The organism is Ewingella sp. AOP9-I1-14 (assembly GCF_052375995.1).
Classification (GTDB): Bacteria; Pseudomonadota; Gammaproteobacteria; order Enterobacterales; family Enterobacteriaceae; genus Ewingella; species Ewingella allii.
The window spans coordinates 26,560-49,355 of sequence record NZ_JBQSVA010000005.1; the positions used below are offsets into that span (position 1 = coordinate 26,560).

General features: G+C 54.2%; 20 protein-coding genes. 12 read left to right on the plus strand and 8 right to left on the minus strand.

Translation table 11 applies throughout. The annotated features are described in order from the left end of the window. Positions 1 to 154 precede the first annotated feature (154 nt). From glmS to phoU, 6 genes are all read left to right on the plus strand, one after another. The gene (gene glmS, locus ACT3RT_RS14645) at positions 155 to 1,984 is read left to right on the plus strand and encodes a glutamine--fructose-6-phosphate transaminase (isomerizing) (protein ID WP_496203232.1); all 1,830 of its coding nucleotides are present in this window, start codon (positions 155 to 157) and stop codon (positions 1,982 to 1,984) included. 273 nt (positions 1,985 to 2,257) lie between these two features. Then, complete coding sequence (gene pstS / locus ACT3RT_RS14650) at positions 2,258 to 3,298, plus strand: phosphate ABC transporter substrate-binding protein PstS (RefSeq protein WP_034794345.1); 1,041 nt, start codon at positions 2,258 to 2,260, stop codon at positions 3,296 to 3,298. Between the two features lie 134 nt (positions 3,299 to 3,432). Further along, a complete protein-coding gene (gene pstC / locus ACT3RT_RS14655; protein ID WP_353503777.1) occupies positions 3,433 to 4,389 on the plus strand; it encodes a phosphate ABC transporter permease PstC in 957 nt (318 codons plus the stop codon). Beyond that, positions 4,390 to 5,277, plus strand: a complete 888-nt coding sequence (pstA, locus tag ACT3RT_RS14660; RefSeq protein WP_034794340.1) for a phosphate ABC transporter permease PstA — start codon at positions 4,390 to 4,392, stop codon at positions 5,275 to 5,277. Positions 5,278 to 5,386: 109 nt separating this feature from the next. Beyond that, complete coding sequence (gene pstB, locus ACT3RT_RS14665; protein ID WP_017490418.1) at positions 5,387 to 6,154, plus strand: phosphate ABC transporter ATP-binding protein PstB; 768 nt, start codon at positions 5,387 to 5,389, stop codon at positions 6,152 to 6,154. Between the two features lie 10 nt (positions 6,155 to 6,164). Continuing rightward, positions 6,165 to 6,899: a phosphate signaling complex protein PhoU gene (gene phoU, locus ACT3RT_RS14670; protein ID WP_034794334.1), complete on the plus strand. Its 735-nt coding sequence runs from the start codon at positions 6,165 to 6,167 to the stop codon at positions 6,897 to 6,899. Between the two features lie 61 nt (positions 6,900 to 6,960). Here phoU and yieH read toward each other — a convergent pair whose 3' ends face one another. Next, entirely contained in the window at positions 6,961 to 7,662 is a 702-nt protein-coding gene (gene yieH / locus ACT3RT_RS14675) for a 6-phosphogluconate phosphatase (RefSeq protein ID WP_485902922.1), read from the minus strand. Between the two features lie 187 nt (positions 7,663 to 7,849). Between yieH and ACT3RT_RS14680 the strand changes: the two genes are divergently transcribed. Beyond that, the gene (locus tag ACT3RT_RS14680) at positions 7,850 to 9,187 is read left to right on the plus strand and encodes an NCS2 family permease (RefSeq protein WP_353503775.1); all 1,338 of its coding nucleotides are present in this window, start codon (positions 7,850 to 7,852) and stop codon (positions 9,185 to 9,187) included. 75 nt (positions 9,188 to 9,262) lie between these two features. Here the strand turns inward: ACT3RT_RS14680 and ACT3RT_RS14685 are convergent, their stop codons facing one another. Together ACT3RT_RS14685 and ACT3RT_RS14690 are read right to left on the minus strand one after the other, a co-directional pair. Continuing rightward, positions 9,263 to 9,835: an NADPH-dependent FMN reductase gene (locus tag ACT3RT_RS14685; protein ID WP_496203233.1), complete on the minus strand. Its 573-nt coding sequence runs from the start codon at positions 9,833 to 9,835 to the stop codon at positions 9,263 to 9,265. A 105-nt stretch (positions 9,836 to 9,940) separates the two neighbouring features. Then, positions 9,941 to 10,666: a 4'-phosphopantetheinyl transferase family protein gene (locus ACT3RT_RS14690; RefSeq protein ID WP_353503773.1), complete on the minus strand. Its 726-nt coding sequence runs from the start codon at positions 10,664 to 10,666 to the stop codon at positions 9,941 to 9,943. A 323-nt stretch (positions 10,667 to 10,989) separates the two neighbouring features. On the opposite strand from ACT3RT_RS14690, the gene ACT3RT_RS14695 reads away from it, so the two are divergent. Beyond that, complete coding sequence (locus tag ACT3RT_RS14695; protein ID WP_496203234.1) at positions 10,990 to 12,885, plus strand: methyl-accepting chemotaxis protein; 1,896 nt, start codon at positions 10,990 to 10,992, stop codon at positions 12,883 to 12,885. Between the two features lie 181 nt (positions 12,886 to 13,066). After that, a complete protein-coding gene (locus ACT3RT_RS14700; RefSeq protein WP_496203235.1) occupies positions 13,067 to 14,353 on the plus strand; it encodes a c-type cytochrome in 1,287 nt (428 codons plus the stop codon). A gap of 291 nt (positions 14,354 to 14,644) precedes the next feature. Here the strand turns inward: ACT3RT_RS14700 and mnmE are convergent, their stop codons facing one another. The 5 genes from mnmE to rpmH form a co-directional block, all read right to left on the minus strand. Continuing rightward, positions 14,645 to 16,009, minus strand: coding sequence for a tRNA uridine-5-carboxymethylaminomethyl(34) synthesis GTPase MnmE (mnmE, locus tag ACT3RT_RS14705; protein ID WP_485902932.1), 1,365 nt, complete (start codon positions 16,007 to 16,009; stop codon positions 14,645 to 14,647). A gap of 122 nt (positions 16,010 to 16,131) precedes the next feature. Beyond that, positions 16,132 to 17,766, minus strand: a complete 1,635-nt coding sequence (gene yidC / locus ACT3RT_RS14710; protein WP_353503770.1) for a membrane protein insertase YidC — start codon at positions 17,764 to 17,766, stop codon at positions 16,132 to 16,134. A 2-nt stretch (positions 17,767 to 17,768) separates the two neighbouring features. Then, positions 17,769 to 18,026 (minus strand): membrane protein insertion efficiency factor YidD, encoded by a 258-nt coding sequence (yidD, locus tag ACT3RT_RS14715; protein ID WP_072009927.1) that lies wholly within the window; start codon positions 18,024 to 18,026, stop codon positions 17,769 to 17,771. Beyond that, positions 17,990 to 18,349, minus strand: a complete 360-nt coding sequence (rnpA, locus tag ACT3RT_RS14720) for a ribonuclease P protein component (RefSeq protein WP_034794314.1) — start codon at positions 18,347 to 18,349, stop codon at positions 17,990 to 17,992. The genes yidD and rnpA overlap by 37 nt, the downstream gene beginning before the upstream one ends. Before the next feature lie 18 nt (positions 18,350 to 18,367). Continuing rightward, the gene (gene rpmH / locus ACT3RT_RS14725) at positions 18,368 to 18,508 is read right to left on the minus strand and encodes a 50S ribosomal protein L34 (RefSeq protein ID WP_009637487.1); all 141 of its coding nucleotides are present in this window, start codon (positions 18,506 to 18,508) and stop codon (positions 18,368 to 18,370) included. 675 nt (positions 18,509 to 19,183) lie between these two features. Here rpmH and dnaA point away from each other — a divergent pair. Genes dnaA through recF form a run of 3 tightly spaced genes read left to right on the plus strand, consistent with a single transcriptional unit; the run spans position 19,184 to position 22,778 of the window. Beyond that, a complete protein-coding gene (gene dnaA / locus ACT3RT_RS14730) occupies positions 19,184 to 20,575 on the plus strand; it encodes a chromosomal replication initiator protein DnaA (RefSeq protein WP_353503769.1) in 1,392 nt (463 codons plus the stop codon). Positions 20,576 to 20,579: 4 nt separating this feature from the next. After that, a complete protein-coding gene (gene dnaN, locus ACT3RT_RS14735; RefSeq protein WP_034794306.1) occupies positions 20,580 to 21,680 on the plus strand; it encodes a DNA polymerase III subunit beta in 1,101 nt (366 codons plus the stop codon). A gap of 9 nt (positions 21,681 to 21,689) precedes the next feature. Continuing rightward, a complete protein-coding gene (gene recF, locus ACT3RT_RS14740) occupies positions 21,690 to 22,778 on the plus strand; it encodes a DNA replication/repair protein RecF (RefSeq protein WP_441655966.1) in 1,089 nt (362 codons plus the stop codon). Positions 22,779 to 22,796 lie beyond the last annotated feature (18 nt).

Genomic DNA, 22,796 nt, shown 5'->3' on the forward strand with positions numbered 1-22,796 from the left:
TGTTTTGGTCTGCGTTTTCTCAGGAAATGCAGACCAAAACATAATAATCCCCAACTTCTACAAGGCTCGGGGAACCCGGAAAAAATCCGGATATCAATCAGGTCAGGCGACAAAAATAAGGTCTGTGAACAGGCTTTAAATAGGAATAAAACTGATGTGTGGAATTGTTGGCGCAGTAGCGCAACGTGATATTGCAGAAATTCTGTTAGAAGGTTTACGCCGCCTCGAGTATCGCGGTTATGACTCAGCGGGTCTGGCGGTGGTCGATGCCGATGGCAAGCTGAACCGTCTGCGTCGCGTAGGTAAAGTGCAAATGCTGGCTGATGCTCTGGCACAAACGCCTTTGAGCGGCGGCACCGGCATTGCGCACACCCGCTGGGCGACCCACGGCGAGCCTTCTGAAGCGAATGCCCACCCGCATGTGTCTGATTACATTGCCGTGGTGCATAACGGTATTATCGAAAACCACGAACCTCTGCGTGCTCTGTTGATCGAACGCGGTTATCGCTTTGATTCTGAAACAGATACCGAAGTTATCGCCCATCTGGTTCATTGGGAGCAATTGCAGGGCGGCACGCTGCTGGAAGTGGTTCAGCGCGTTATTCCTCAACTGCGTGGTGCTTATGGCACGGTGGTGATGGACCGTCGCGATCCGTCCGTGCTGGTGGCCGCGCGCTCCGGAAGCCCGCTGGTGATTGGTCTGGGCGTGGGTGAAAACTTCATCGCGTCTGACCAGCTTGCCCTGTTGCCTGTCACTCGCCGCTTCATGTTCCTTGAAGAAGGCGACGTGGCGGAAATTACCCGCCGCACGGTGAACGTCTTTGACAATAAGGGTCACGCGATACATCGCGCTGAAATCGAATCTAAAGTGCAATATGACGCCGGTGATAAAGGCGTTTACCGTCACTACATGCAAAAAGAGATTTACGAGCAACCTCTGGCGATTAAAAACACCCTGGAAGGTCGCTTCAGCCAGGGTCAGGTGAATCTGAGCGAACTGGGTGAGAAAGCCGACGAGATCTTGTCTCACGTGCAGCATGTGCAGATTATTGCCTGCGGGACCTCTTACAACTCCGGCATGGTGGCGCGCTACTGGTTTGAATCTCTGGCTGGCATGCCTTGTGATGTCGAAATCGCCTCTGAATTCCGCTACCGCAAATCCGCCGTGCGCCCGAACAGCCTGATCATCACCCTGTCGCAATCCGGCGAGACGGCTGACACGCTGGCAGCGCTGCGCCTGTCCAAAGAGCTGGGTTATCTGGGCTCGCTGGCCGTGTGTAACGTGGCGGGTTCTTCGCTGGTGCGTGAGTCGGATCTGGCACTGATGACCAAGGCGGGCACCGAAATCGGCGTGGCATCCACCAAAGCGTTCACCACCCAATTAACCGTTCTGCTCATGCTGGTGGCGCGTATGGGCCGCCTGAAAGGGATGGACGCTCAGGTCGAACACGACATCGTGCACGCGCTGCAGGCCTTACCTGCGCGTATCGAACAGATGCTGTCGCTGGATAAAACTATCGAATCTCTGGCTGAAGGCTTCTCTGACAAGCATCACGCCCTGTTCTTGGGCCGTGGCGACCAATATCCGATCGCGATGGAAGGTGCGCTGAAGCTGAAAGAGATTTCTTATATTCACGCTGAAGCCTATGCCGCGGGTGAGTTGAAACACGGCCCGCTGGCGCTGATTGATGCTGATATGCCAGTAATCGTTGTAGCACCTAACAACGAATTGCTGGAAAAGCTGAAGTCGAACATTGAAGAAGTGCGCGCGCGCGGCGGCTTGTTGTACGTCTTCGCCGATCAGGATGCGGGTTTCACCGACTCAGACGGCATGAAGATTATCCAACTGCCACACGTGGAAGAAATCGTTGCCCCTATCTTCTACACCGTGCCGTTACAGCTGCTTTCCTACTATGTTGCCCTGATCAAAGGTACCGACGTCGATCAGCCACGTAACCTAGCGAAGTCTGTCACCGTCGAATAAATACCCGTCATCCTTCGCGCTACAACGCGAATGATTTAGGGTATTACTGGAATGTGACAGCTTAAGCCGACCTCCGGGTCGGCTTTTTACCCTCCAAATCTCAAGAACCTGCCCGCATCGGCTATTTTGTGACCTTTGTCATAAAACTGTCATATAACGTACATTTTACTGTCACCAAACTGTCCTATTTTCCTCCTGTGCCAAACACTTTAAGTAGCCTCGAGCTGGGTCGAACCCAAGATCGAACAAATAAGAAACCACTAGGAGTGGAACATGAAATTGATGCGTAACACCGTCGCCGGTATTGTGGCAGCGACTTTCTCCCTCACAGCAATGTCTGCTTTCGCTGCTAGTAACTTGACTGGCGCTGGCGGCACCTTCCCTGCACCTGTGTATGCCAAATGGGCTGACGCTTATCAAAAAGCTACTGGTAATCAGGTTAACTATCAGGGTATCGGTTCTTCCGGCGGCGTTAAGCAAATCATCGCTAAAACTGTCGACTTCGGTGCTTCTGATGCGCCAATGAAAGAAGAAGACCTGCAAAAGAACGGTCTGTTCCAATTCCCAACCGTGATCGGTGGCGTGGTACTGGCTGTTAACATCCCGGGCATCAAATCAGGTCAGTTGACGCTGGACGGCGCAACGCTGGGTGATATCTACCTGGGCAAAATCAAAAAATGGAATGACGCGGCAATCACTAAGCTGAACCCAGGCGTGAAACTGCCAGACACCAACATCGCGGTTGTGCGCCGTGCTGACGGTTCAGGTACCTCTTTCGTGTTCACCAGCTACCTGACAAAAGTTAGCTCTGAGTGGAAAGACAAGATTGGCGCAGGTTCAACGGTAAACTGGCCTGTTGGTCTGGGCGGCAAGGGTAACGACGGCGTTGCTGCTTTCGTTCAACGTCTGCCAGGCTCAATCGGTTATGTTGAATACGCATACGCTAAACAAAACAACCTGGCATACACCAAGCTGGTGGATGCAGACGGTAAGTCAATCAGCCCAACTGAAGCTTCTTTCAGCGCGGCAGCTAAAGGCGCTGACTGGAAGAAAACTTTCGCTCAGGACCTGACTAACCAGAAAGGCGACAACGCGTGGCCAATCAGCTCTACCACCTTCATTCTGGTGTACAAAGAGCAGGCTAACGCAGCCAACGGTGCTGAAGTGCTGAAGTTCTTTGACTGGTCTTACAAAAACGGCGGCAAGCTGACTACTGATTTGGATTACGCCACTCTGCCAGAATCTGTTGTTGAACAAGTTCGCGCAGCATGGAAATCCAACATCAAAGACAGCAGCGGTAAAGCTCTTTACTAATCAATCATCTTTAAGTTGTCTCGGCGTTGGTCGCCTTGATGGAACTTAAATGATTTTGAGTTAGAGTACAGGTCTTCTGCCTCATTCCCTCTCCGTCCGGAGAGGGAATTAAATCTGAACAAGAAGAGAGTGGTATGGCTGAATATAAGCCGTCTATCAAAGCACCAAGTAAAAACGGTGACATCATCTTCGGCGCGCTAGTTAAGCTGGCAGCGCTGATTGTGCTATTGCTGCTGGGCGGTATTATCGTCTCGCTGTTTATTGCCTCATTACCAAGCATCGAGAAATTTGGTTTCTCTTTCCTGTGGACGAAAACCTGGGACGCACCGAACGAACAATTCGGCGCACTGGTGCCAATTTACGGCACGGTTGTCACCTCGATTATCGCCTTGCTGATTGCTGTTCCGGTCAGCTTTGGTATCGCACTGTTCCTCACCGAGCTGGCACCTAACTGGTTGCGTCGCCCGCTGGGGATTGCGATTGAACTGCTGGCGGCTATCCCCAGCATTGTTTACGGCATGTGGGGCCTGTTTATCTTCGCGCCGCTGTTTGCTACCTATTTCCAGACTCCCGTTGGCGAAGTCCTTTCCGGTATTCCTATCGTTGGCGCCCTGTTCGCAGGCCCGGGCTTTGGTATCGGTATTCTGGCCGCTGGCGTGATCCTCGCCATCATGATCATCCCTTATATCGCCTCCGTGATGCGTGACGTGTTTGAGCAGACGCCGGTGATGATGAAAGAGTCCGCGTACGGCATCGGCTGTACGACGTGGGAAGTTATCTGGCGCATCGTGCTACCTTTCACCAAAAACGGCGTTATCGGCGGCATCATGCTGGGTCTTGGCCGTGCGCTGGGTGAAACCATGGCGGTGACCTTTATCATCGGTAACACCTACCAGCTCGACAGCGCATCGCTGTATATGCCGGGCAACAGTATTACCTCCGCGTTGGCGAATGAGTTTGCCGAAGCCGAAGCTGGCCTGCACACCTCGGCGCTGATGGAACTCGGTCTGATTCTGTTTGTTATCACCTTCATCGTTCTGGCCTTGTCCAAAGTGATGATTCTGCGTCTTGCTAAGAAAGAGGGCCGCTAAATGACCACGATGGAAATGCAAAGCAACGAAGCTTTATTACAGTCACGCCGTAAACGTCAGGCGTGGCGCCGTCAAAAGAACCGCGTTGCCCTGCTGTTGTCGATGGCAACCATGGCTTTCGGCCTCTTCTGGCTGGTGTGGATCTTATTCACCACCGTAGTGAAAGGTGTCGACGGCATGTCCTTGGCGCTGTTCACCGAAAACACCCCTCCGCCGAACACCGCGGGTGGTGGTTTGGCGAACGCCATTGCCGGTAGCGGCCTGTTGATCCTGTGGGCGACCGTGATTGGTACCCCGCTCGGCGTGATGGCGGGTGTTTATCTGGCTGAATATGGCCGTAAATCGCCGCTGGCCGAAGTGATTCGCTTCATCAATGACATTCTGCTCTCCGCGCCTTCCATCGTGGTTGGCCTGTTCGTTTACACCATCGTGGTGGCGAAAATGGGTCACTTCTCCGGTTGGGCTGGCGTGCTGGCACTGGCATTGCTGCAAATACCTATTGTTATCCGTACCACGGAAAACATGCTCAAACTGGTGCCGGACAGCCTGCGTGAAGCGGCCTACGCGCTGGGTACGCCAAAGTGGAAGATGATTTCTGCTATTACGCTGAAAGCGTCGGTGTCGGGGATCATGACCGGTATCCTGCTGGCGATTGCCCGTATTGCCGGTGAAACCGCACCGCTGCTGTTTACGTCGCTCTCCAACCAGTTCTGGAGCACCGACATGATGCAGCCGATTGCCAACTTGCCAGTGACCATCTTCAAATTCGCGATGAGTCCGTTTAGCGAGTGGCAAGAGCTGGCTTGGGCAGGTGTATTGCTGATCACCGTCTGCGTCCTGCTGCTGAATATTCTGGCGCGTGTGATTTTCGCCAAGAAAAAACAGTAAGTTAGAGCAAAATAACATTTATTGAGGGTGGCTCCGGCCGCCATCACAGTTACCCGGCGTCGCAGCTGCGGCGCGCGAAAGATAAAAGAGAGATGTCTTAATGAGTCGAATGACTGACGCATCCAACAGCAAAATCCAGGTTCGCGACCTGAACTTTTATTACGGCAAATTCCATGCGCTGAAAAATATCTCCCTGGATATCGCCAAGAATGAAGTCACCGCCTTTATCGGCCCATCCGGCTGCGGTAAATCGACGCTGCTGCGCACATTCAACAAAATGTACCAGCTCTACCCAGAACAGCGCGCGGAAGGTGAAATCCTGCTCGACGGCGAAAACATTCTGGTGGATAAGCAGGACATCGCGCTGCTGCGCGCCAAAGTCGGCATGGTATTCCAGAAGCCAACGCCATTCCCGATGTCGATTTATGACAACATCGCCTTCGGCGTTCGCCTGTTTGAGAAGCTGTCTCGCACCGACATGGACGAGCGCGTTCAGTGGGCGTTGACCAAGGCCGCGCTGTGGAACGAATCCAAAGATAAACTGCATCAGAGCGGCTACAGCCTGTCTGGTGGTCAGCAACAGCGTCTGTGTATTGCGCGCGGTATCGCGATCCGCCCAGACGTGCTGCTGCTCGATGAGCCTTGCTCGGCGCTTGACCCAATCTCTACCGGCCGCATTGAAGAGCTGATCACCGAGCTGAAATCGGACTACACCGTGGTTATCGTGACGCACAACATGCAGCAGGCTGCGCGTTGTTCCGACCGCACGGCGTTCATGTATTTAGGTGAATTGATTGAATACAGCGACACCGACTCGCTGTTCACGTCACCGGCGCGCAAACAAACTGAAGACTACATCACTGGCCGTTACGGTTGAGGTAAGAAAAATGGATAACCTGAACTTAAATAAACACATTTCCGGCCAGTTCAATGCAGAGCTTGAGCACATCCGTACTCAGGTGCTGGCGATGGGCGGTCTGGTTGAACAGCAACTGACTGACGCCATTACCGCCATGCACAATCAGGATGGCGAGCTGGCTCAGCAGGTCATCAAAGGCGATGACAAAGTTAACATGATGGAAGTGGCTATCGACGAAGCTTGCGTGCGCATCATTGCGAAACGCCAGCCGACCGCCAGCGACTTACGCTTGGTGATGGCGATCATCAAAACCATTTCCGAGCTGGAACGCATTGGTGACGTGGCGGACAAAATCTGCCGCACGGCTCTGGAGAAGTTCTCCCATCTGCATCAGCCGCTGCTGGTCAGCCTGGAGTCGCTGGGCCGCCACACGGTGCAGATGCTGCATGACGTGCTGGACGCCTTTGCCCGTATGGATCTCGACGAAGCGGTGCGTATTTATCGCGAAGACAAGAAAGTCGATCAGGAATACGAAGGCATTGTGCGTCAGTTAATGACCTACATGATGGAAGATCCGCGCACCATTCCAAGCGTGCTGACCGCGCTGTTCTGCGCCCGTTCTATCGAGCGTATCGGTGACCGTTGCCAGAATATCTGCGAATTCATCTTCTACTTCGTGAAGGGTCAGGATTTCCGTCACGTGGGCGGCGACGCGCTGGACAAGCTGCTGACTGATAGCAAAAAAGAGAAGAAAGAAGACTAACAGCTTCCCTTTCTGCTCGAACGAAAAGGCCTCCTCGCGAGGCCTTTTGCTTTTCTGCTTTCTAGCGCGCTGTAATGGTGTAACCCTTGGCGCGCCACAGTGCGGGCAGTTCGCGCATATCGTGGAAAGTAGTTACTAGCGGGTTGTCGAGAGGCGGGTTGTGCGGGTCGGCGCAGTAGTAAAAGACTGGAATGCCGGCGGCGATCCCCGCCTGCGCGCCTGCCACGGAATCTTCCACCAGAATGCAGCGTTTGATGTCCACCTTCATCACCTCGGCGGCTTTATACAGCACGGCCGGATCGGGCTTCCAGCGCTGCAAGTCGTAGCCGCTGAACAGGTTATCGCCCATAAACGGCAATAGGCCGGTTTTGCCAAGTGAAAGCTGCATTTTGCTCACCGGGCCGTTGGAGACCACACACATCGGCACCTGAATCTGCTCTAACAGCTGGTGCACGCCGTCGATGGCTGTCAGTTTGCTATCAAACAGCCGCGCCACGTGCTGGCGGAAAATCACTTCCATCTCTTCTTTCGGCACATCCAGCCCGTGCTGTTTATTGATGATGGCGATGATTTCGTAGAGCTTGACGCCTTTGTAAGTCTTGTACATCTCGTCAAAGGAGACGGTAACGCCAAAGTGCGCGAACATCTCCACGTAGGCTTCGCAGCACAGCAGTTCGCTGTCCACCAACGTGCCGTCACAGTCAAAAAGCACGCAGTCGATCGGCAACGGGTCATTGTTTTCAATATTTTGGCTTACGGACATATTTCCTCCGGCAGAGATTTTTGTCATGGCATCATGAATTTAGGATCTTTGACCTCAACTCTATCCTGTACGCGACAAAATGTGCTGCTTTTCGTGCCAGAAAAAATCCTGCCGAGTGGCATCCAAAAAGCACTTTTTGGGGTAGGATAGCCGTCGACTGTTTTTTCCCTTCTTCGGAACCCACTCAATGAGTAAACCACAAAGCAATGTCTCCAGCGGACAGGGCCTGTTCGAACGTCTGTTTAAACTGACGCAGCACGGCACCACCGTACGTACTGAAACTATCGCCGGGCTGACGACGTTCCTGACCATGGTCTATATCGTGTTCGTGAACCCGCAGATCCTTGGCGTGGCCGGTATGGATAAACAGGCTGTGTTCGTGACCACCTGTCTGATTGCCGCGTTCGGCAGCATCCTGATGGGCGTGGTGGCTAACTTGCCGGTGGCGCTGGCACCAGCGATGGGGCTGAACGCGTTCTTCGCCTTTGTCGTGGTTGGCGCGATGGGCATTTCATGGCAGATCGGCATGGGTGCTATTTTCTGGGGCGCAATCGGTTTCCTTTTGCTGACCATTTTCCGCATTCGCTATTGGATGATTGCCAATATTCCGGTGAGCCTGAGAATTGGCATCACGGCCGGTATCGGGCTGTTTATCGGCATGATGGGGCTGAAAAACGCCGGCATTATTGTGCCGAACCCGGACACCATCGTCACCATCGGCAATCTGACCTCGCACAACGTACTGCTGGGAGCCTTGGGCTTCTTCATCATTGCCGTACTGGCTTCGCGTAACATCCACGCGGCGGTGCTGGTGTCCATCGTGGTGACGACGGTGATCGGTCTTATTATCGGCGACGTACACTTCACCGGCTTCTTCTCTATGCCGCCGAGTGTCACCTCCGTTGTGGGGCAAGTTGACCTGAAAAACTCGTTAAACATCGGGCTGGCGGGGGTTATTTTCTCCTTCATGCTGGTGAACCTGTTTGACTCCTCAGGCACGCTGATTGGCGTGACGGACAAAGCCGGGCTGACCGACGCCCAAGGCAAATTCCCGCAGATGAAGCAGGCGCTGTATGTCGACAGCATCAGCTCCGTCGCCGGGGCTTTTGTCGGCACCTCTTCCGTGACGGCTTACATCGAAAGCTCCTCAGGCGTTTCCGTAGGGGGCCGCACCGGCCTGACCGCCGTGGTGACAGGCATCCTGTTCTTGCTGGTGATTTTCCTCTCCCCGCTGGCGGGAATGGTGCCAGCCTATGCCGCCGCCGGTGCGCTGATTTACGTGGGCGTGCTGATGACCTCAAGCCTGGCGCGCGTCACGTGGGATGACCTCACCGAGGCTGTTCCGGCTTTCGTCACCGCCGTCATGATGCCGTTCAGCTTCTCCATCACCGAAGGTATCGCCTTAGGCTTTATCTCCTACGTGGTGATGAAAGTCGGCACCGGCCGTTGGAGAGAGATCAGCCCGTGCGTGGTGGTTGTCGCGCTGCTGTTCGTGCTGAAAATTGTGTTTGTCGATAGCCACTAACTCCAGCATCGATACATAAAAAAACGGCCCGTCATGTGAGTGACGGGCCGTTTGGCGTTTGGCTTACCGCTGGCGTTATTTGGCCGTGACGCGGCGCGTGTAGTCGGCGAAGGCATTCAGCTGGCCGGTGAGGAAATCCAGCGTGCCTTGCTCAATCACTTCGCCCGTTTGCTCATCCACTTTGCTCTGGATCACGCCACCCATAAACTCAGGACGGTTCATCACCTGGGCGTCGAGGAACACCAAAATCTGGCGCAGGTGATATTGGCAGCGCGCGCCGCCAATCGGCCCCATTGAGCTGGTCTGGATCAGCACCGGTTTGCCCGCGATTGGCTGGTTTGGCAGGCGCGAGAGCCAGTCGATAGCATTCTTCAACCCGCCGGGAACCGAATAGTTATACTCCGGCGTCACGATGATCAGGCCGTCAGCCTGACGAATTTGCTCGGCAATGGCTTCGATATCCGCCGGGAAACCCTCTTCTTGCTGCACGTCTGCGTCATACAGCGGCAGGGTGCCAATCGACGGCAGAGCTTCAATACTCACGCCGGAAGGTGCAAGTTTAGGGAGGGTTCGCGCGACCATCGCGTTGTACGAGCCTTGGCGCAGGCTGCCTAACAGAGTGACAAACTTCAGGGGTTGCGTTGACATGAATGACTCCTGTTATGGGGAATGTCTTGAATGAGGCTCAGAATAAATCTATACCAGATTGCTGGCGCCGGACAGCGATCCGCACGGCGCTTTCGCAGGCAATCATTACTTTGCCGGAGGCAGACTGGTGAACTTCATAAAATGCGGCGAGTTGGGCTGCTGCTGGATGGAGAGAGCTTGAGTGCGAGTAAAGCCACTTTCGGGTGAATATCGCCAGCAGAGTAGACGGGCGATAGCCGGAGAGTGCGCACAGGCCCACGTCAGAGAGCCATCGATGTCACTCATCACCTGAGCTTCAGGAGTGATGGCCGAGCGCAGGCGGCCCGACGCCGGATTCAGGCTCAGGCTCCTCTCGCCGTATTCCGTCAGCCCGGAGAGTTTCAGCATGCTTTGGCGAATACACCACAGTTGCAGCGCCGACTCCACCGGGTCACTTTGTAGCGCGATCCATGTCTGTTCGACGGCAGACAGCTGGGCTTGCTGCTGCGAATTGATTAACGCGCTGCGGGCGTGGATCACTTCCAAATCCAGCCCGACCTTGCCTTCGCTGCTCAACATCACGCCGACCGTGGTTCCGGCGTAAGCCAGACTGAAATCAGGCAGGTTTTGCGATTCAAAGCTCGGGCGGCCGCTGGGCAGGGTAATGATCGCGGGCAGTTCGGTAATGCCGTACAGGTAAAACATCATTTCGGCCAGCAGCACGCGGCCACTTAGAAAGCGTTTACGCTGTTTTTCGGAAAGGCTTTTGGCAGATAAAAGTACGTTCGGGGGAAGGCGGTGAGTATCCGGCTCAGGCTCCGCTGCAACCCATCTAGCAAAATGGCACGCCATTGTTCACTCCATGATTAATGGTTCGGCTTATTTTCTATTAAGAAAGGAAGGATAACATTAAGAGAAATCATTAAAAACTGCTTAAAAACCGCCTTTAATCGCATTTCCACTGCTTAAAAATGCGCTTTCCATCCCCAAAAGGTGAGCCACATCACGTTAATCCCCCACAACTAACAAATTTCGCTGTCCGAAGGATGTTCTGGCGTTTTCTGACCGAAACTGACTTACAAGATATATCTGCTAACAGCACATAAAGAAACCTCAGAAAATGCCGTTAGTACTTAAGCAGCGCTCTCGCTGCTTTGCCTGTGAGTACCGCGAAAATGTTAAAAACAACGCAATCACGCTTTATCGCCTTGATCAGCTTATTTTTTATTGTGCTGGTTATCGTTACGCTTATCGTCATCCAGGTGTATATCTCTCCCAAGTTGAAACAGGCCGAAAGCACGCAAGTCGCCAATCAGGTTGACGATATTGCGGTTGCTATCAACGATCGCCTGAATAAAGTTGAGTCGCAGGTTCGAAGCATTACCCAGAGCGTGGCGCAGATGGACAGCGCCTCCATCGACAAACTTCTGCCGCCACTTGTGGATCAGTATGGCGACAGCGCGGTGTTCGGCGGCGGTATCTGGCCTCTGCCCAACAAGCGCGATCCGGCCAAAGTGAAGTTCAGCACCTTCTTTGCCCGCAATGGCAGCAATGAGCTAACCGAAAATACGTTTTGGAACAGCGCGGAGTCGCCAAACTACTTCGAGCAGTCGTGGTACGTCGGGGCTTTAAAAGGTGAAAAGGGCCAGTGCGTCTGGGCTCCGGCCTATTTCGATGATGCCAGCACCCAGCCGCGCACCAACTGTGCGATGGCGATTTACAAAGGGTCTGAACCTTGGGGCGTGGCCACCATTGATGTCACGCTGGGCTTCTTCAATCAGCTGGTGGCTGATATGGAGAAAAAGGTTCACGGCACGATTTATATCGTTCAGCAGGATGGCACCATTGTCGGTACCAGCCACAGCAGCGATGAAAAACTGCCGAAACTGGCCTCACTGGGCGATCAGTCTGCACTGGCCGAGCAAATCAGAAAAAGTCTCGATGGGATAAAAGACAGCAGCACTCTGGTGGCGGATTATGACAATGACGGCACCAGCCACACCCTGTTTATGAGCCGCATTCAGGGGCCGTGGTTTATCGCCACTGATATGCCAACCAGCCAGCTGTTACAGCGGACGCACAGCATTTTGGCGAGCCTCGGCCTGGTGCAGATCCCGATGGTTCTGCTGCTGTTGATTGTGCTGATTGCCGGCATCAAGCTGTTTATGCGCCAGCTCGCCGCGCTGAATCGCAACATCAGCCAGCTTTCGGCCGGTGGCGCGGACTTGACCCAGCGCCTGCCGCAAAGCAGCAGCCCTGAGTTCAACGCGGTGAATAGCAGCTTCAACAACTTCCTCGACTTCCTCCAGTCGCTGCTCAAGCAGGTGGGCGACAGCTCGCTGGCGATAGCCTCGGCGTCGCGGCAGATTGCCAGTGGTAATCTGGATCTCTCGGCGCGAACCGAGGAGCAGGCCAGCTCGATTGAAGAGACGGCGGCCTCGATGGAAGAGCTGACCAGCACGGTGAAACAGAACGCGGGCAACGCCGAAAGTGCCAACCAGCTGGCGCGCGATGCCTCCAACGTTGCCGAGAAAGGCACGCGGGTGGTGCGCCAGGTGGTGGATACCATGGGCTCGATCACCAACTCGTCGAAGAAAATCGTCGATATCATTAGCGTGATTGACGGCATTGCCTTCCAAACCAACATCTTGGCGCTGAATGCCGCGGTAGAAGCCGCGCGCGCGGGCGAACAGGGGCGCGGATTCGCCGTGGTGGCCTCGGAAGTACGCAGTCTGGCCCAGCGTTCCGCCACTTCAGCCCGTGAAATCAAAAAGCTGATTGAGGATTCGGTGGCGGATATTACCTCCGGCAGCCAGCTGGTCGCCACGGCAGGCAGCACCATGGATGAGCTGATGACCGGGGTGAACAATGTTGCCACGCTGATGAATGAAATCATGTCCTCCAGCCAAGAGCAGAGTCTGGGGATTGAGCAGGTGAACGTGGCGATCACCCAGCTGGATAACACCACCCAGCAGAACGCCGCGCTGGTGGAACAGGTGTCTGCCGCCGCGCAGGCGATGCAGGATCAAACCCTGCAGCTGGAAACCGTGGTATCGGGCTTCAAACTCTAATTTTCTTCTGACGGCATTAATCCAAGCCCGGCCAGCGCGCCGGGCTTTTTTTATGTCCCAAATCAGCCATAAACCAATGGTTACGATCTGGCCTTATTTCGTGGCGTGAATTGAGTGATTTTTAGCCCCGCTCGGCGGCATAATGGCAGACCTTCACTGTGACCCAAAAGTAACTCACCGGATGACGCGAAAAATAACCATAAAGTCTTACGGGCTGTGGCTCGCCATGGCAATCAGCGGGCTGGCGCAGGCGGCCCATGCCGACAGCGACCTGGCCGCGCAGATTAAACATGGCGAGTATCTGGCGCGTGCCGGGGATTGCGCCGCCTGCCACACCGCGCCGGGCGGCAAGCCTTTTGCTGGTGGCTTGAAGATGATGACGCCGGTGGGGGCCATCTATGCCAGCAACATCACCCCGGACAAACTGACTGGCATTGGGAGTTACAGCGAGCAGGATTTCAGCCGGGCGCTGCGCCAAGGCATTGCCCAAGACGGCCACCATTTGTATCCGGCGATGCCTTACCCCTCATTCAATAAAATCACCGACAGCGATACCCGCGACCTTTACCTCTATTTCACCCAGCAGGTCGCGCCGGTGGCACAAACCAACCGGCCGAGCGACATCCCTTTCCCGCTCAACATTCGCTGGCCGCTGGCGGTGTGGAATCAGGTCTTTTTGCAAGAAAAGCCTTACTACTCCGACCCGAAACAGACCGCCGACTGGAACCGTGGAGCCTATCTGGTTCAAGGGCTGGGGCACTGTGGCAGCTGCCATACGCCACGCGGCGTCGGCTTCCAAGAGAAAGCCTTGGATAACGGCAATCGCGCCTATCTCTCCGGCGGCACCTTGGACGGCTGGCATGCGCCAAACCTGCGCGGCGACGCCACCACCGGGCTGGGGCAGTGGACCGAGGGTGATATCACCCAGTTCTTGCAGCAGGGCCACACGGCGCGAAGCACCGCCTTTGGCTCGATGGTCGAGGTAGTGCAGGACAGCACCCAATACCTGACCGACGCCGACCGGCAGGCGATTGCCGTGTACCTCAAATCGCTGCCTGCCGACGGTCAATTTAGGGTTCAGGTGAATAACAGCGCCACCGCGCAGGCACTGGAGAAAGGCGACCTCGCCGCCAGCGGCGCACAGCTTTATATGGATAACTGCGCCGACTGCCACTTAGCCAGCGGGCAGGGCGAAAAGAACAAATATCCGCAACTGGCGCAAAACCCGGTGGTGGTCAGCGCCGACCCTTCATCAATGATCAATATCGTGCTGCGCGGCGCGCACTCGCCAGTCACCGCCACGTCCGGCAAAGAAGCGAAAATGCCCGCCTTCGCCGACCGACTGGAAGATCAAGACGTCGCCGACGTCGTAAACTTCATCCGCAACGGCTGGGGAAATCAGGCCGAAAAGGTCAGCGCCGCACAGGTTAAAGCCATGCGTAAGCTGACCGAGCCTGATAAGGGCTAAATTGTAGGGGGTCTGCCGCCAGTGTTGGCATGCGGCATTAATGCTGGTGGTAGCACTGAAGCGTGGTTTTGATTGCCTCTTACGGCATAAAAGAGTGAGGGTAAACCTGCTCCACAATGGATTTTTCTTTCGATAAATCAACTCAGAGCAGCTTTTCGATCTGCTTCTCGCTCATCCCCATACTCAGCTCAAGCAGCTTAAAATCCATACCGAGATACTCGTCGAAAAAAACCGCATTAACAGAGAGTTAACGCGGTTAGTGTTTACTTACAAACTTATCGAATTTCTGGCTTATTTGCCGATACAGAAACTGGAGAAAATACGCCCAAGTAGGTCATCCGAGGTAAATTCACCGGTAATTTCACTCAGCGCCTGCTGCGACATGCGCAGCTCTTCTGCCAGTAACTCTCCGGCGCGCGCGCCTAAAAGCTGGTCTTTGCCGCGGATCAGGTGTTCTGCCGCCAGTTCTAGCGCCTGCAAGTGACGGCGGCGGGCGAGGAAGCCCCCTTCCATATTGTGATTGAAGCCCATAACCTGCTTTAGATGCTCACGCAGCAGGTCTACGCCGTCGCCGGTGCGTGCCGAAAGGCGAATAAGTGAGTGACCAATCACTTCGGTCATACCCAGCGTTTCACCTGTGATGTCTGCCTTGTTGCGCACCACGACAATCGGCAATGTCTCTGGCAGACGGGCCATAAACTCCGGCCAAATTTGCGCAGGCTCGGTGGCGTCGGTGGTGGTGCCATCAACCATAAACAGCACTAAGTCGGCCTGTTCGATCTCATTCCACGCACGTTCGATACCAATTCGCTCAACTTCGTCACTGGCTTCGCGCAGTCCGGCGGTGTCGATGATGTGCAACGGCATGCCGTCGAGGTGAATGTGCTCGCGCAGCACGTCACGGGTGGTACCGGCGATGTCGGTGACAATGGCCGCCTCGCGCCCCGCTAACGCATTGAGCAAGCTTGATTTTCCGGCGTTTGGACGACCGGCGATCACCACTTTCATTCCTTCGCGCAGCAGGCTGCCCTGACGCGCCTCGGCACGCACGGCATCAAGGTCGCCGATCACCGTATTGAGTTGAGCCTCAATTTTGCCGTCAGACAGGAAGTCGATTTCCTCATCGGGGAAGTCGATCGCCGCTTCCACAAAGATTCGCAGGTGAGTAAGTGCTTCCACCAAATGGTGAACACGATTGGAAAATGCGCCCTGTAGGGAGTTTACCGCCGAACGCGCGGCCTGCTCGGAGCTGGCGTCAATCAGGTCAGCGATGGCTTCGGCCTGGGCTAAGTCCAGTTTGTCATTGAGGAAGGCGCGTTCAGAGAACTCGCCCGGGCGCGCGATACGCACGCCGTCCAGCGAGATAATACGCTTAAGCAGCAAATCGAGGATAACCGGGCCGCCGTGGCCTTGCAGCTCCAGCACGTCTTCGCCGGTGAAGGAGTTCGGGCCGGGAAACCACAGGGCAATACCCTGGTCGAGCGTCGAGCCGTCCGCATCGCGGAAGGGCAGATAGTCGGCGTAGCGCGGCTTGGGCAGCTTACCTAAGATCTCCTGCGCAATCTGGCTCGCCGCGCGGCCGGAAACGCGCAGAATGCCGACTCCGCCGCGGCCGGGAGGCGTGGCTTGGGCAACAATGGTATCTGAGGTGCTCATAGCGAATTATCTCTATTTTGAATGTACAAAAGGCGATCAAATGATCGCCTTTTCTGTTAATTACACAAGTTCAGAATTTCACAAGTTTAGAGCTTCAGGGGCGGGAAGCCCCTGAGACTGACTTATGATTTTTTCTTGTCGCGGCTGTGCAGACCACGTTTTTCCAGCCCGCGATAAATCAGCTGCTGCTGGAGGATGGTTACCAGGTTACTGACGATGTAGTACAGCACCAGACCGGATGGGAACCACAGGAAGAACACGGTGAAGATGACCGGCATGAAGGTCATGATCTTCTGCTGCATTGGGTCTGTGACGGTAGTCGGCGACATCTTCTGAATGAAGAACATCGTGATACCCATCAAGATCGGCAGAATGTAGTACGGGTCTTGCGCTGACAGGTCATGGATCCACAAGGCGAACGGCGCGTGGCGCAATTCAATGGAGCCAGACAGCATGTAATACAATGCCAGGAAGATTGGCATCTGGATAACCAGCGGCAGACAGCCACCCAACGGGTTCACTTTCTCTGCTTTATACAGCGCCATCATCTCCTGACTCATGCGCTGTTTGTCATCACCAATGCGTTCACGCATCGCGGCCAGTTTCGGCTGCAGCATACGCATTTTCGCCATCGACGTGTACTGAGCGCGGGTCAGTGGGTACATGATACCGCGAACAATAAAGGTGATGATGATGATGGAGAAGCCCCAGTTACCGATGAAACCGTGAATGAATTTCAACAGTTTAAACAGTGGCTGAGAAATGAACCACAACCAGCCGTAGTCAACAGTCAGGTCAAGGTGCGGCGCGATGGCGGCCATTTGATCCTGAATCTCTGGGCCTACCCACAGGGTAGAAGCCACTTGTTGCTGCGCGCCAGGTTGAACAACAAAAGGTGCACCTTTGAAGCCAACAGCGGAAATGCCGTTATTGGTCGTGGTGTAGAAGTTGTTGGTGTCTTTCGCTGAAGGGATCCACGCGGTTGCAAAGTACTGCTGCAACATGGCAACCCAGCCGCCTTGAGTGGTGACGTTCAGCGCTTCGCTCTTATCGAACGCGTACTTCTGATATTTATCATCGCTAGACGAGTAAGCAGCGCCACGGAAGGTATGCAGGGCAAAGTTATTGCTCCCGGTATCTTTGTGCTTCGGCAGCTCGGTGGTTTGGCGCAATTGGCCAAACAGCGTCATTTCAAGTGGGGTCGCAGTGGTGTTGTTGATGTTGTACTCAACATTCACGGCGTAAGAACCACGCTTGATAACGAAAGTTTTGGTGATCACTGCGCCGTTCTGAGCGGTATAAGTCAGAGGGATACGCAGTTCAGCCTGACCTTCGCCTAAGGTGAAGTTGTCCTGACTAGCCTGATACAGAGGACGTTCGCCGTTAGCCGGGTTGTCTGGGCCGTTTTTGCCCGTCAGACCGCTTTGAGCCTGATAGACGAAATTAGGAGTGGTTTCCAGAAGCTGGAAAGGTTCGCTTGAACCCAGAGACGTTGGGTAAGCAGTCAGTAAAGCCTGATCAATATCACCGCCACGGGTGTTGATGCTCAATGACAGCACGTCAGTGTTGACGGTGATCATTTTGCCCTGTCCGCTGCCAGGAACAGCCTGGTTAGCAGCATCGCCGTTAGCAGTATTCGCAGTCTGTTGCGTGGTCTGATTGGCTGGTTGCGGAGCGTGGTCCGTCTGCCAGGCCTGCCAGATCATGAAAGACACGAACAGCAGAGCGATGAGAAAGAGATTGCGTTGCGAATCCATCGTTAGAGTTCTCTGTTATTGTCGGTTTTCGGCGGCACGGGGTCATCACCACCTGGGTTCAAAGGATGGCATTTTAATACGCGTTTCAATGTCAACCAACTGCCTTTTAACATGCCAAAACGACCAATGGCCTCAATACCGTATTGAGAGCAGGTTGGTCGAAAACGACAATGTGGCCCAAGCAAGGGACTGATAAAAAGCTGATAACCACGTATCAACCCGATCAGGATGCGGGAGCCTGCCGGCAATGTCGACGCCATAATTTCTCCAACGCTTCCGTCAACGCACGATTGTCTAAATCGGCGACACCCTTTTTAGCCACTACCACAAAATCCATCGAAGGCAGCTTGTGCTGAAGTAGCCGGAAACTTTCGCGGGTTAGGCGTTTTATCCGGTTACGCTCATGAGCGCGTTTGACGTGTTTTTTTGCGACGGTGAGACCCATGCGGGGATGCCCCAGCTCGTTCAGGCGGCCGAGTATAGTGATTTGCGGCGTGCCAGCCCGTTGTGGCTGCTGGAAGACGAAAGTGAAATGACGGGGAGTTAACAAACGTAACTCCCTGGGAAAAGCGAGCTTAACCACTAAATAGGTTAGCTTTTATTACTTAGAAGCAGACAGACGGGTACGGCCTTTCGCACGGCGGCGAGCCAGAACCTGACGACCATTCTTGGTGGCCATACGAGCACGGAAACCGTGGCTACGGTTGCGCTTCAATACGGACGGTTGGAAAGTGCGTTTCATAGCGATTTCTACCTAAACTTAAATTATTACTGATCAGTAAACGCGTTGGCTGTCGGTGAAAAAACAACCGATGCCTTTATCGCAACATATAAAGAAGCGGGATTGTAATAACTGTACAGTCCTGAGTCAATTTACATTACCAGATGTTTACCATATATGGCCCGTGGTCACCGCTTAATCCCATCAGGCTATGACCATCAGGAACACAGGCATCACACGTAGGGCTGAGGATTATACGGACTCCGCCCTAAAGCGCAAGGATCGACCGCAGATCCTTGCGCTTTAGTTATGTGATCTGACGATCAGGCTGATTAAAAACATAGCGAATAAATCTTATTTTTTGCAGTGAGTGATGATTACGACACCTAATTTTTTTAGGATCGGCTAAGCTTACCCACTTGCTGATCGTAGCCTGTGGATAAAAAGGATCTAATCTGTCAGGAAGGGGAGGATCTCTGTGTCGGATTGCGTTATGATCCGCCATTCCGACAGCGATCCCAGCACGCTCGTTGTCGACAAAACCGTAAAAAGCGGTTCGCACGGTAATTCATATCACTGACAGGGTGATTGAAGACTCATCCCCCGCAACGCCGGGCGGTACGTGTGTCAAAAATCATGATTTAAAAAATATCCTGATCCTTTTCTTTTTTTGATCTTGTTCGAGTGGAGTCCGCCGTGTCACTTTCGCTTTGGCAGCAATGTCTTGCCCGTTTGCAGGATGAGTTACCTGCCACAGAATTCAGTATGTGGATACGCCCCTTGCAGGCGGAACTCAGTGACAATACGTTGGCGCTTTACGCACCTAATCGTTTTGTCCTTGATTGGGTGAGAGACAAGTATTTAAACAATATCAATGGTTTGCTTAACGATTTTTGCGGCACTGATGCGCCATTATTGCGTTTTGAAGTCGGCAGCAAGCCGCTGATTCAACGCGTTAACCAGCCGGTTACCGCCAGCGTGAGTTCGCCTGCCACTCAACCTGCACCACGGCTTGCGCCTTCGCGCCCAAGCTGGGACAGCTCGGCGGCACAGCCCGAGTTGTCATATCGCTCGAATGTGAATCCCAAGCACACTTTTGACAACTTCGTCGAAGGTAAATCGAACCAGCTGGCTCGCGCGGCTGCACGTCAGGTTGCGGACAATCCTGGCGGTGCCTATAACCCTCTTTTCCTTTATGGCGGTACCGGTCTCGGTAAAACCCACTTATTGCACGCGGTCGGCAATGGCATCATGGCGCGCAAAGCCAATGCCAAAGTGGTGTACATGCACTCCGAGCGTTTTGTTCAGGACATGGTTAAAGCCCTGCAAAACAACGCCATTGAAGAGTTTAAACGTTACTACCGTTCGGTCGATGCACTGCTGATCGATGACATTCAATTCTTTGCTAATAAAGAGCGTTCTCAGGAAGAGTTCTTCCATACCTTTAATGCCCTGCTTGAAGGTAACCAGCAAATTATCCTGACGTCTGACCGTTATCCGAAAGAGATTAACGGCGTTGAAGACCGGCTTAAGTCCCGCTTCGGCTGGGGTTTGACCGTGGCGATTGAGCCACCTGAGCTTGAAACGCGCGTCGCCATCTTGATGAAAAAGGCTGATGAAAATGATATTCGCCTGCCGGGTGAAGTCGCCTTCTTTATTGCTAAACGTCTGCGTTCTAACGTCCGTGAGCTGGAAGGGGCGCTGAACCGCGTCATTGCCAACGCCAACTTTACTGGCCGGGCGATCACTATCGACTTCGTTCGTGAAGCGCTGCGCGATCTATTAGCGCTGCAAGAGAAGTTGGTCACCATTGATAATATTCAGAAAACGGTGGCCGAGTATTATAAGATTAAGGTTGCAGACCTGCTCTCCAAACGACGCTCTCGTTCGGTAGCCCGCCCGCGCCAGATGGCGATGGCATTGGCGAAAGAGCTCACCAACCACAGCCTGCCAGAAATCGGCGATGCGTTCGGTGGTCGCGACCATACAACGGTGTTGCACGCGTGCCGTAAAATCGAGCAGCTGCGTGAAGAAAGTCACGACATCAAAGAAGATTTCTCCAACTTAATCAGAACATTATCCTCCTAGCGCTATGAAATTTATTGTTGAACGTGAGCATTTGCTAAAACCGCTGCAACAGGTCAGTAGCCCGCTGGGTGGGCGACCAACTTTACCTATTCTCGGCAACCTGCTTTTACAGGTGACTGAGGGTTCGCTGTTGCTGACAGGTACCGATTTAGAGATGGAGATGGTGGCGAAGGTGGCCCTGTCTCAACCCCATGAAGTGGGCGCGACCACCGTTCCGGCGCGTAAATTCTTTGATATTTGCCGTGGTCTGCCAGACGGCGCGGAAATTTCCGTCGCGCTGGACGGTGACCGCATGTTAGTTCGCTCGGGCCGCAGCCGTTTCTCGCTGTCGACTCTGCCTGCGACTGACTTCCCAAATCTGGACGACTGGCAGAGCGAAGTCGAATTCACTTTGCCACAGGCGACCTTAAAACGCCTGATTGAAGCCACTCAGTTCTCCATGGCGCATCAGGACGTTCGCTACTACTTAAACGGCATGCTGTTTGAGACGGAAGGCGAAGAGCTGCGCACTGTGGCTACCGACGGCCACCGTCTGGCGGTCTGCTCCATGCCTATCGGGCAGGCGTTGCCGTCGCATTCGGTGATCGTACCGCGTAAAGGCGTGATGGAATTGGTTCGCCTGCTGGATGGCGGCGACGCTCTATTGCAGCTGCAAATTGGCAGCAATAACATCCGTGCGCACGTCGGCGACTTCATCTTCACCTCGAAACTGGTTGATGGCCGTTTCCCTGATTATCGCCGCGTATTGCCGAAAAATCCGGACAAAACGCTGCAAGCGGGCTGTGACTTGCTCAAGCAAGCCTTTGCTCGCGCCGCCATTCTTTCCAACGAGAAATTCCGCGGTGTTCGCCTGTATGTCAGCCATAACCAGCTGAAAATTACGGCCAACAACCCAGAGCAGGAAGAAGCCGAAGAGATTCTCGACGTCGGCTATGACGGCACTGAAATGGAAATCGGCTTTAATGTCAGTTACGTGCTCGACGTGCTGAATGCGCTGAAGTGCGAAGACGTGAATCTGCTGCTGACTGACTCAGTATCCAGCGTGCAGATTGAAGATGCCGCCAGCCAGTCAGCCGCCTACGTTGTTATGCCAATGAGGCTGTGATCTGAATTAATGGCCCTCACCCGATTACTGATAAAAGATTTCCGCAACATCGAGGCGGCGGATTTAGACCCGTCGCCCGGCTTCAATTTTCTGGTCGGCCCCAATGGCAGTGGTAAAACCAGCGTGTTAGAAGCGGTTTATACGCTAGGGCACGGGCGCGCTTTTCGCAGTTTGCAGGCGGGAAGAGTAATTCGTCACGATCAGGCGGAATTCATTCTGCATGGCCGTATCGATGAAGGCGGCGAGCGTGATATTTCCGTTGGGCTAAGTAAAAGCCGCCAGGGTGACAGCAAAGTGCGCATTGATGGCAGCGACGGCCACAAGGTGTCTGAACTGGCGCAACTGCTGCCGATGCAGCTGATCACTCCCGAGGGCTTTACCCTGCTGAACGGCGGGCCAAAGTACCGACGAGCATTCCTCGACTGGGGCTGTTTCCATCATGACCCCGGTTTTTTTATCGCCTGGAGCAACCTACGTCGGTTACTCAAGCAGCGCAACGCCGCGCTGCGTCAGGTGAGTCGCTATGCGCAGATTCGTGCCTGGGATCAGGAGTTGATCCCGCTAGCCGAGCGCATTAGCGAATGGCGGGCAGCCTACAGTGACGCAATCGCCGCTGATATCAGCGCGACCTGCGCCCAGTTCCTGCCTGAGTTTGCCCTGAGTTTCTCTTTCCAGCGAGGATGGGATAAAGAGACTGAGTATGGTGAATTGCTGGAGCGTAACTTTGAGCGCGACAGAGCCTTAACCTATACCGCATCAGGCCCGCATAAAGCCGATTTCCGCATCCGTGCCGATGGCACGCCGGTGGAGGATTTACTGTCTCGCGGGCAGCTGAAATTACTGATGTGTGCGCTGCGATTAGCGCAGGGTGAGTTTCTCACCCGACAGAGCGGGCGGCGTTGCCTGTATCTTCTTGACGATTTTGCCTCCGAGCTGGATGCCGACCGACGTCGGTTACTGGCCGATCGCCTGAAAGCCACCCAGGCTCAGGTATTTGTCAGCGCCATTGCTGCTGAGCAAGTAACCGACATGATGGGTGAAAAGGGCAAGATGTTCCGCGTGGAACAAGGTAAAATAGCCGTTCTATCACAGGACTAAAAATGAGCGAGAAACGTT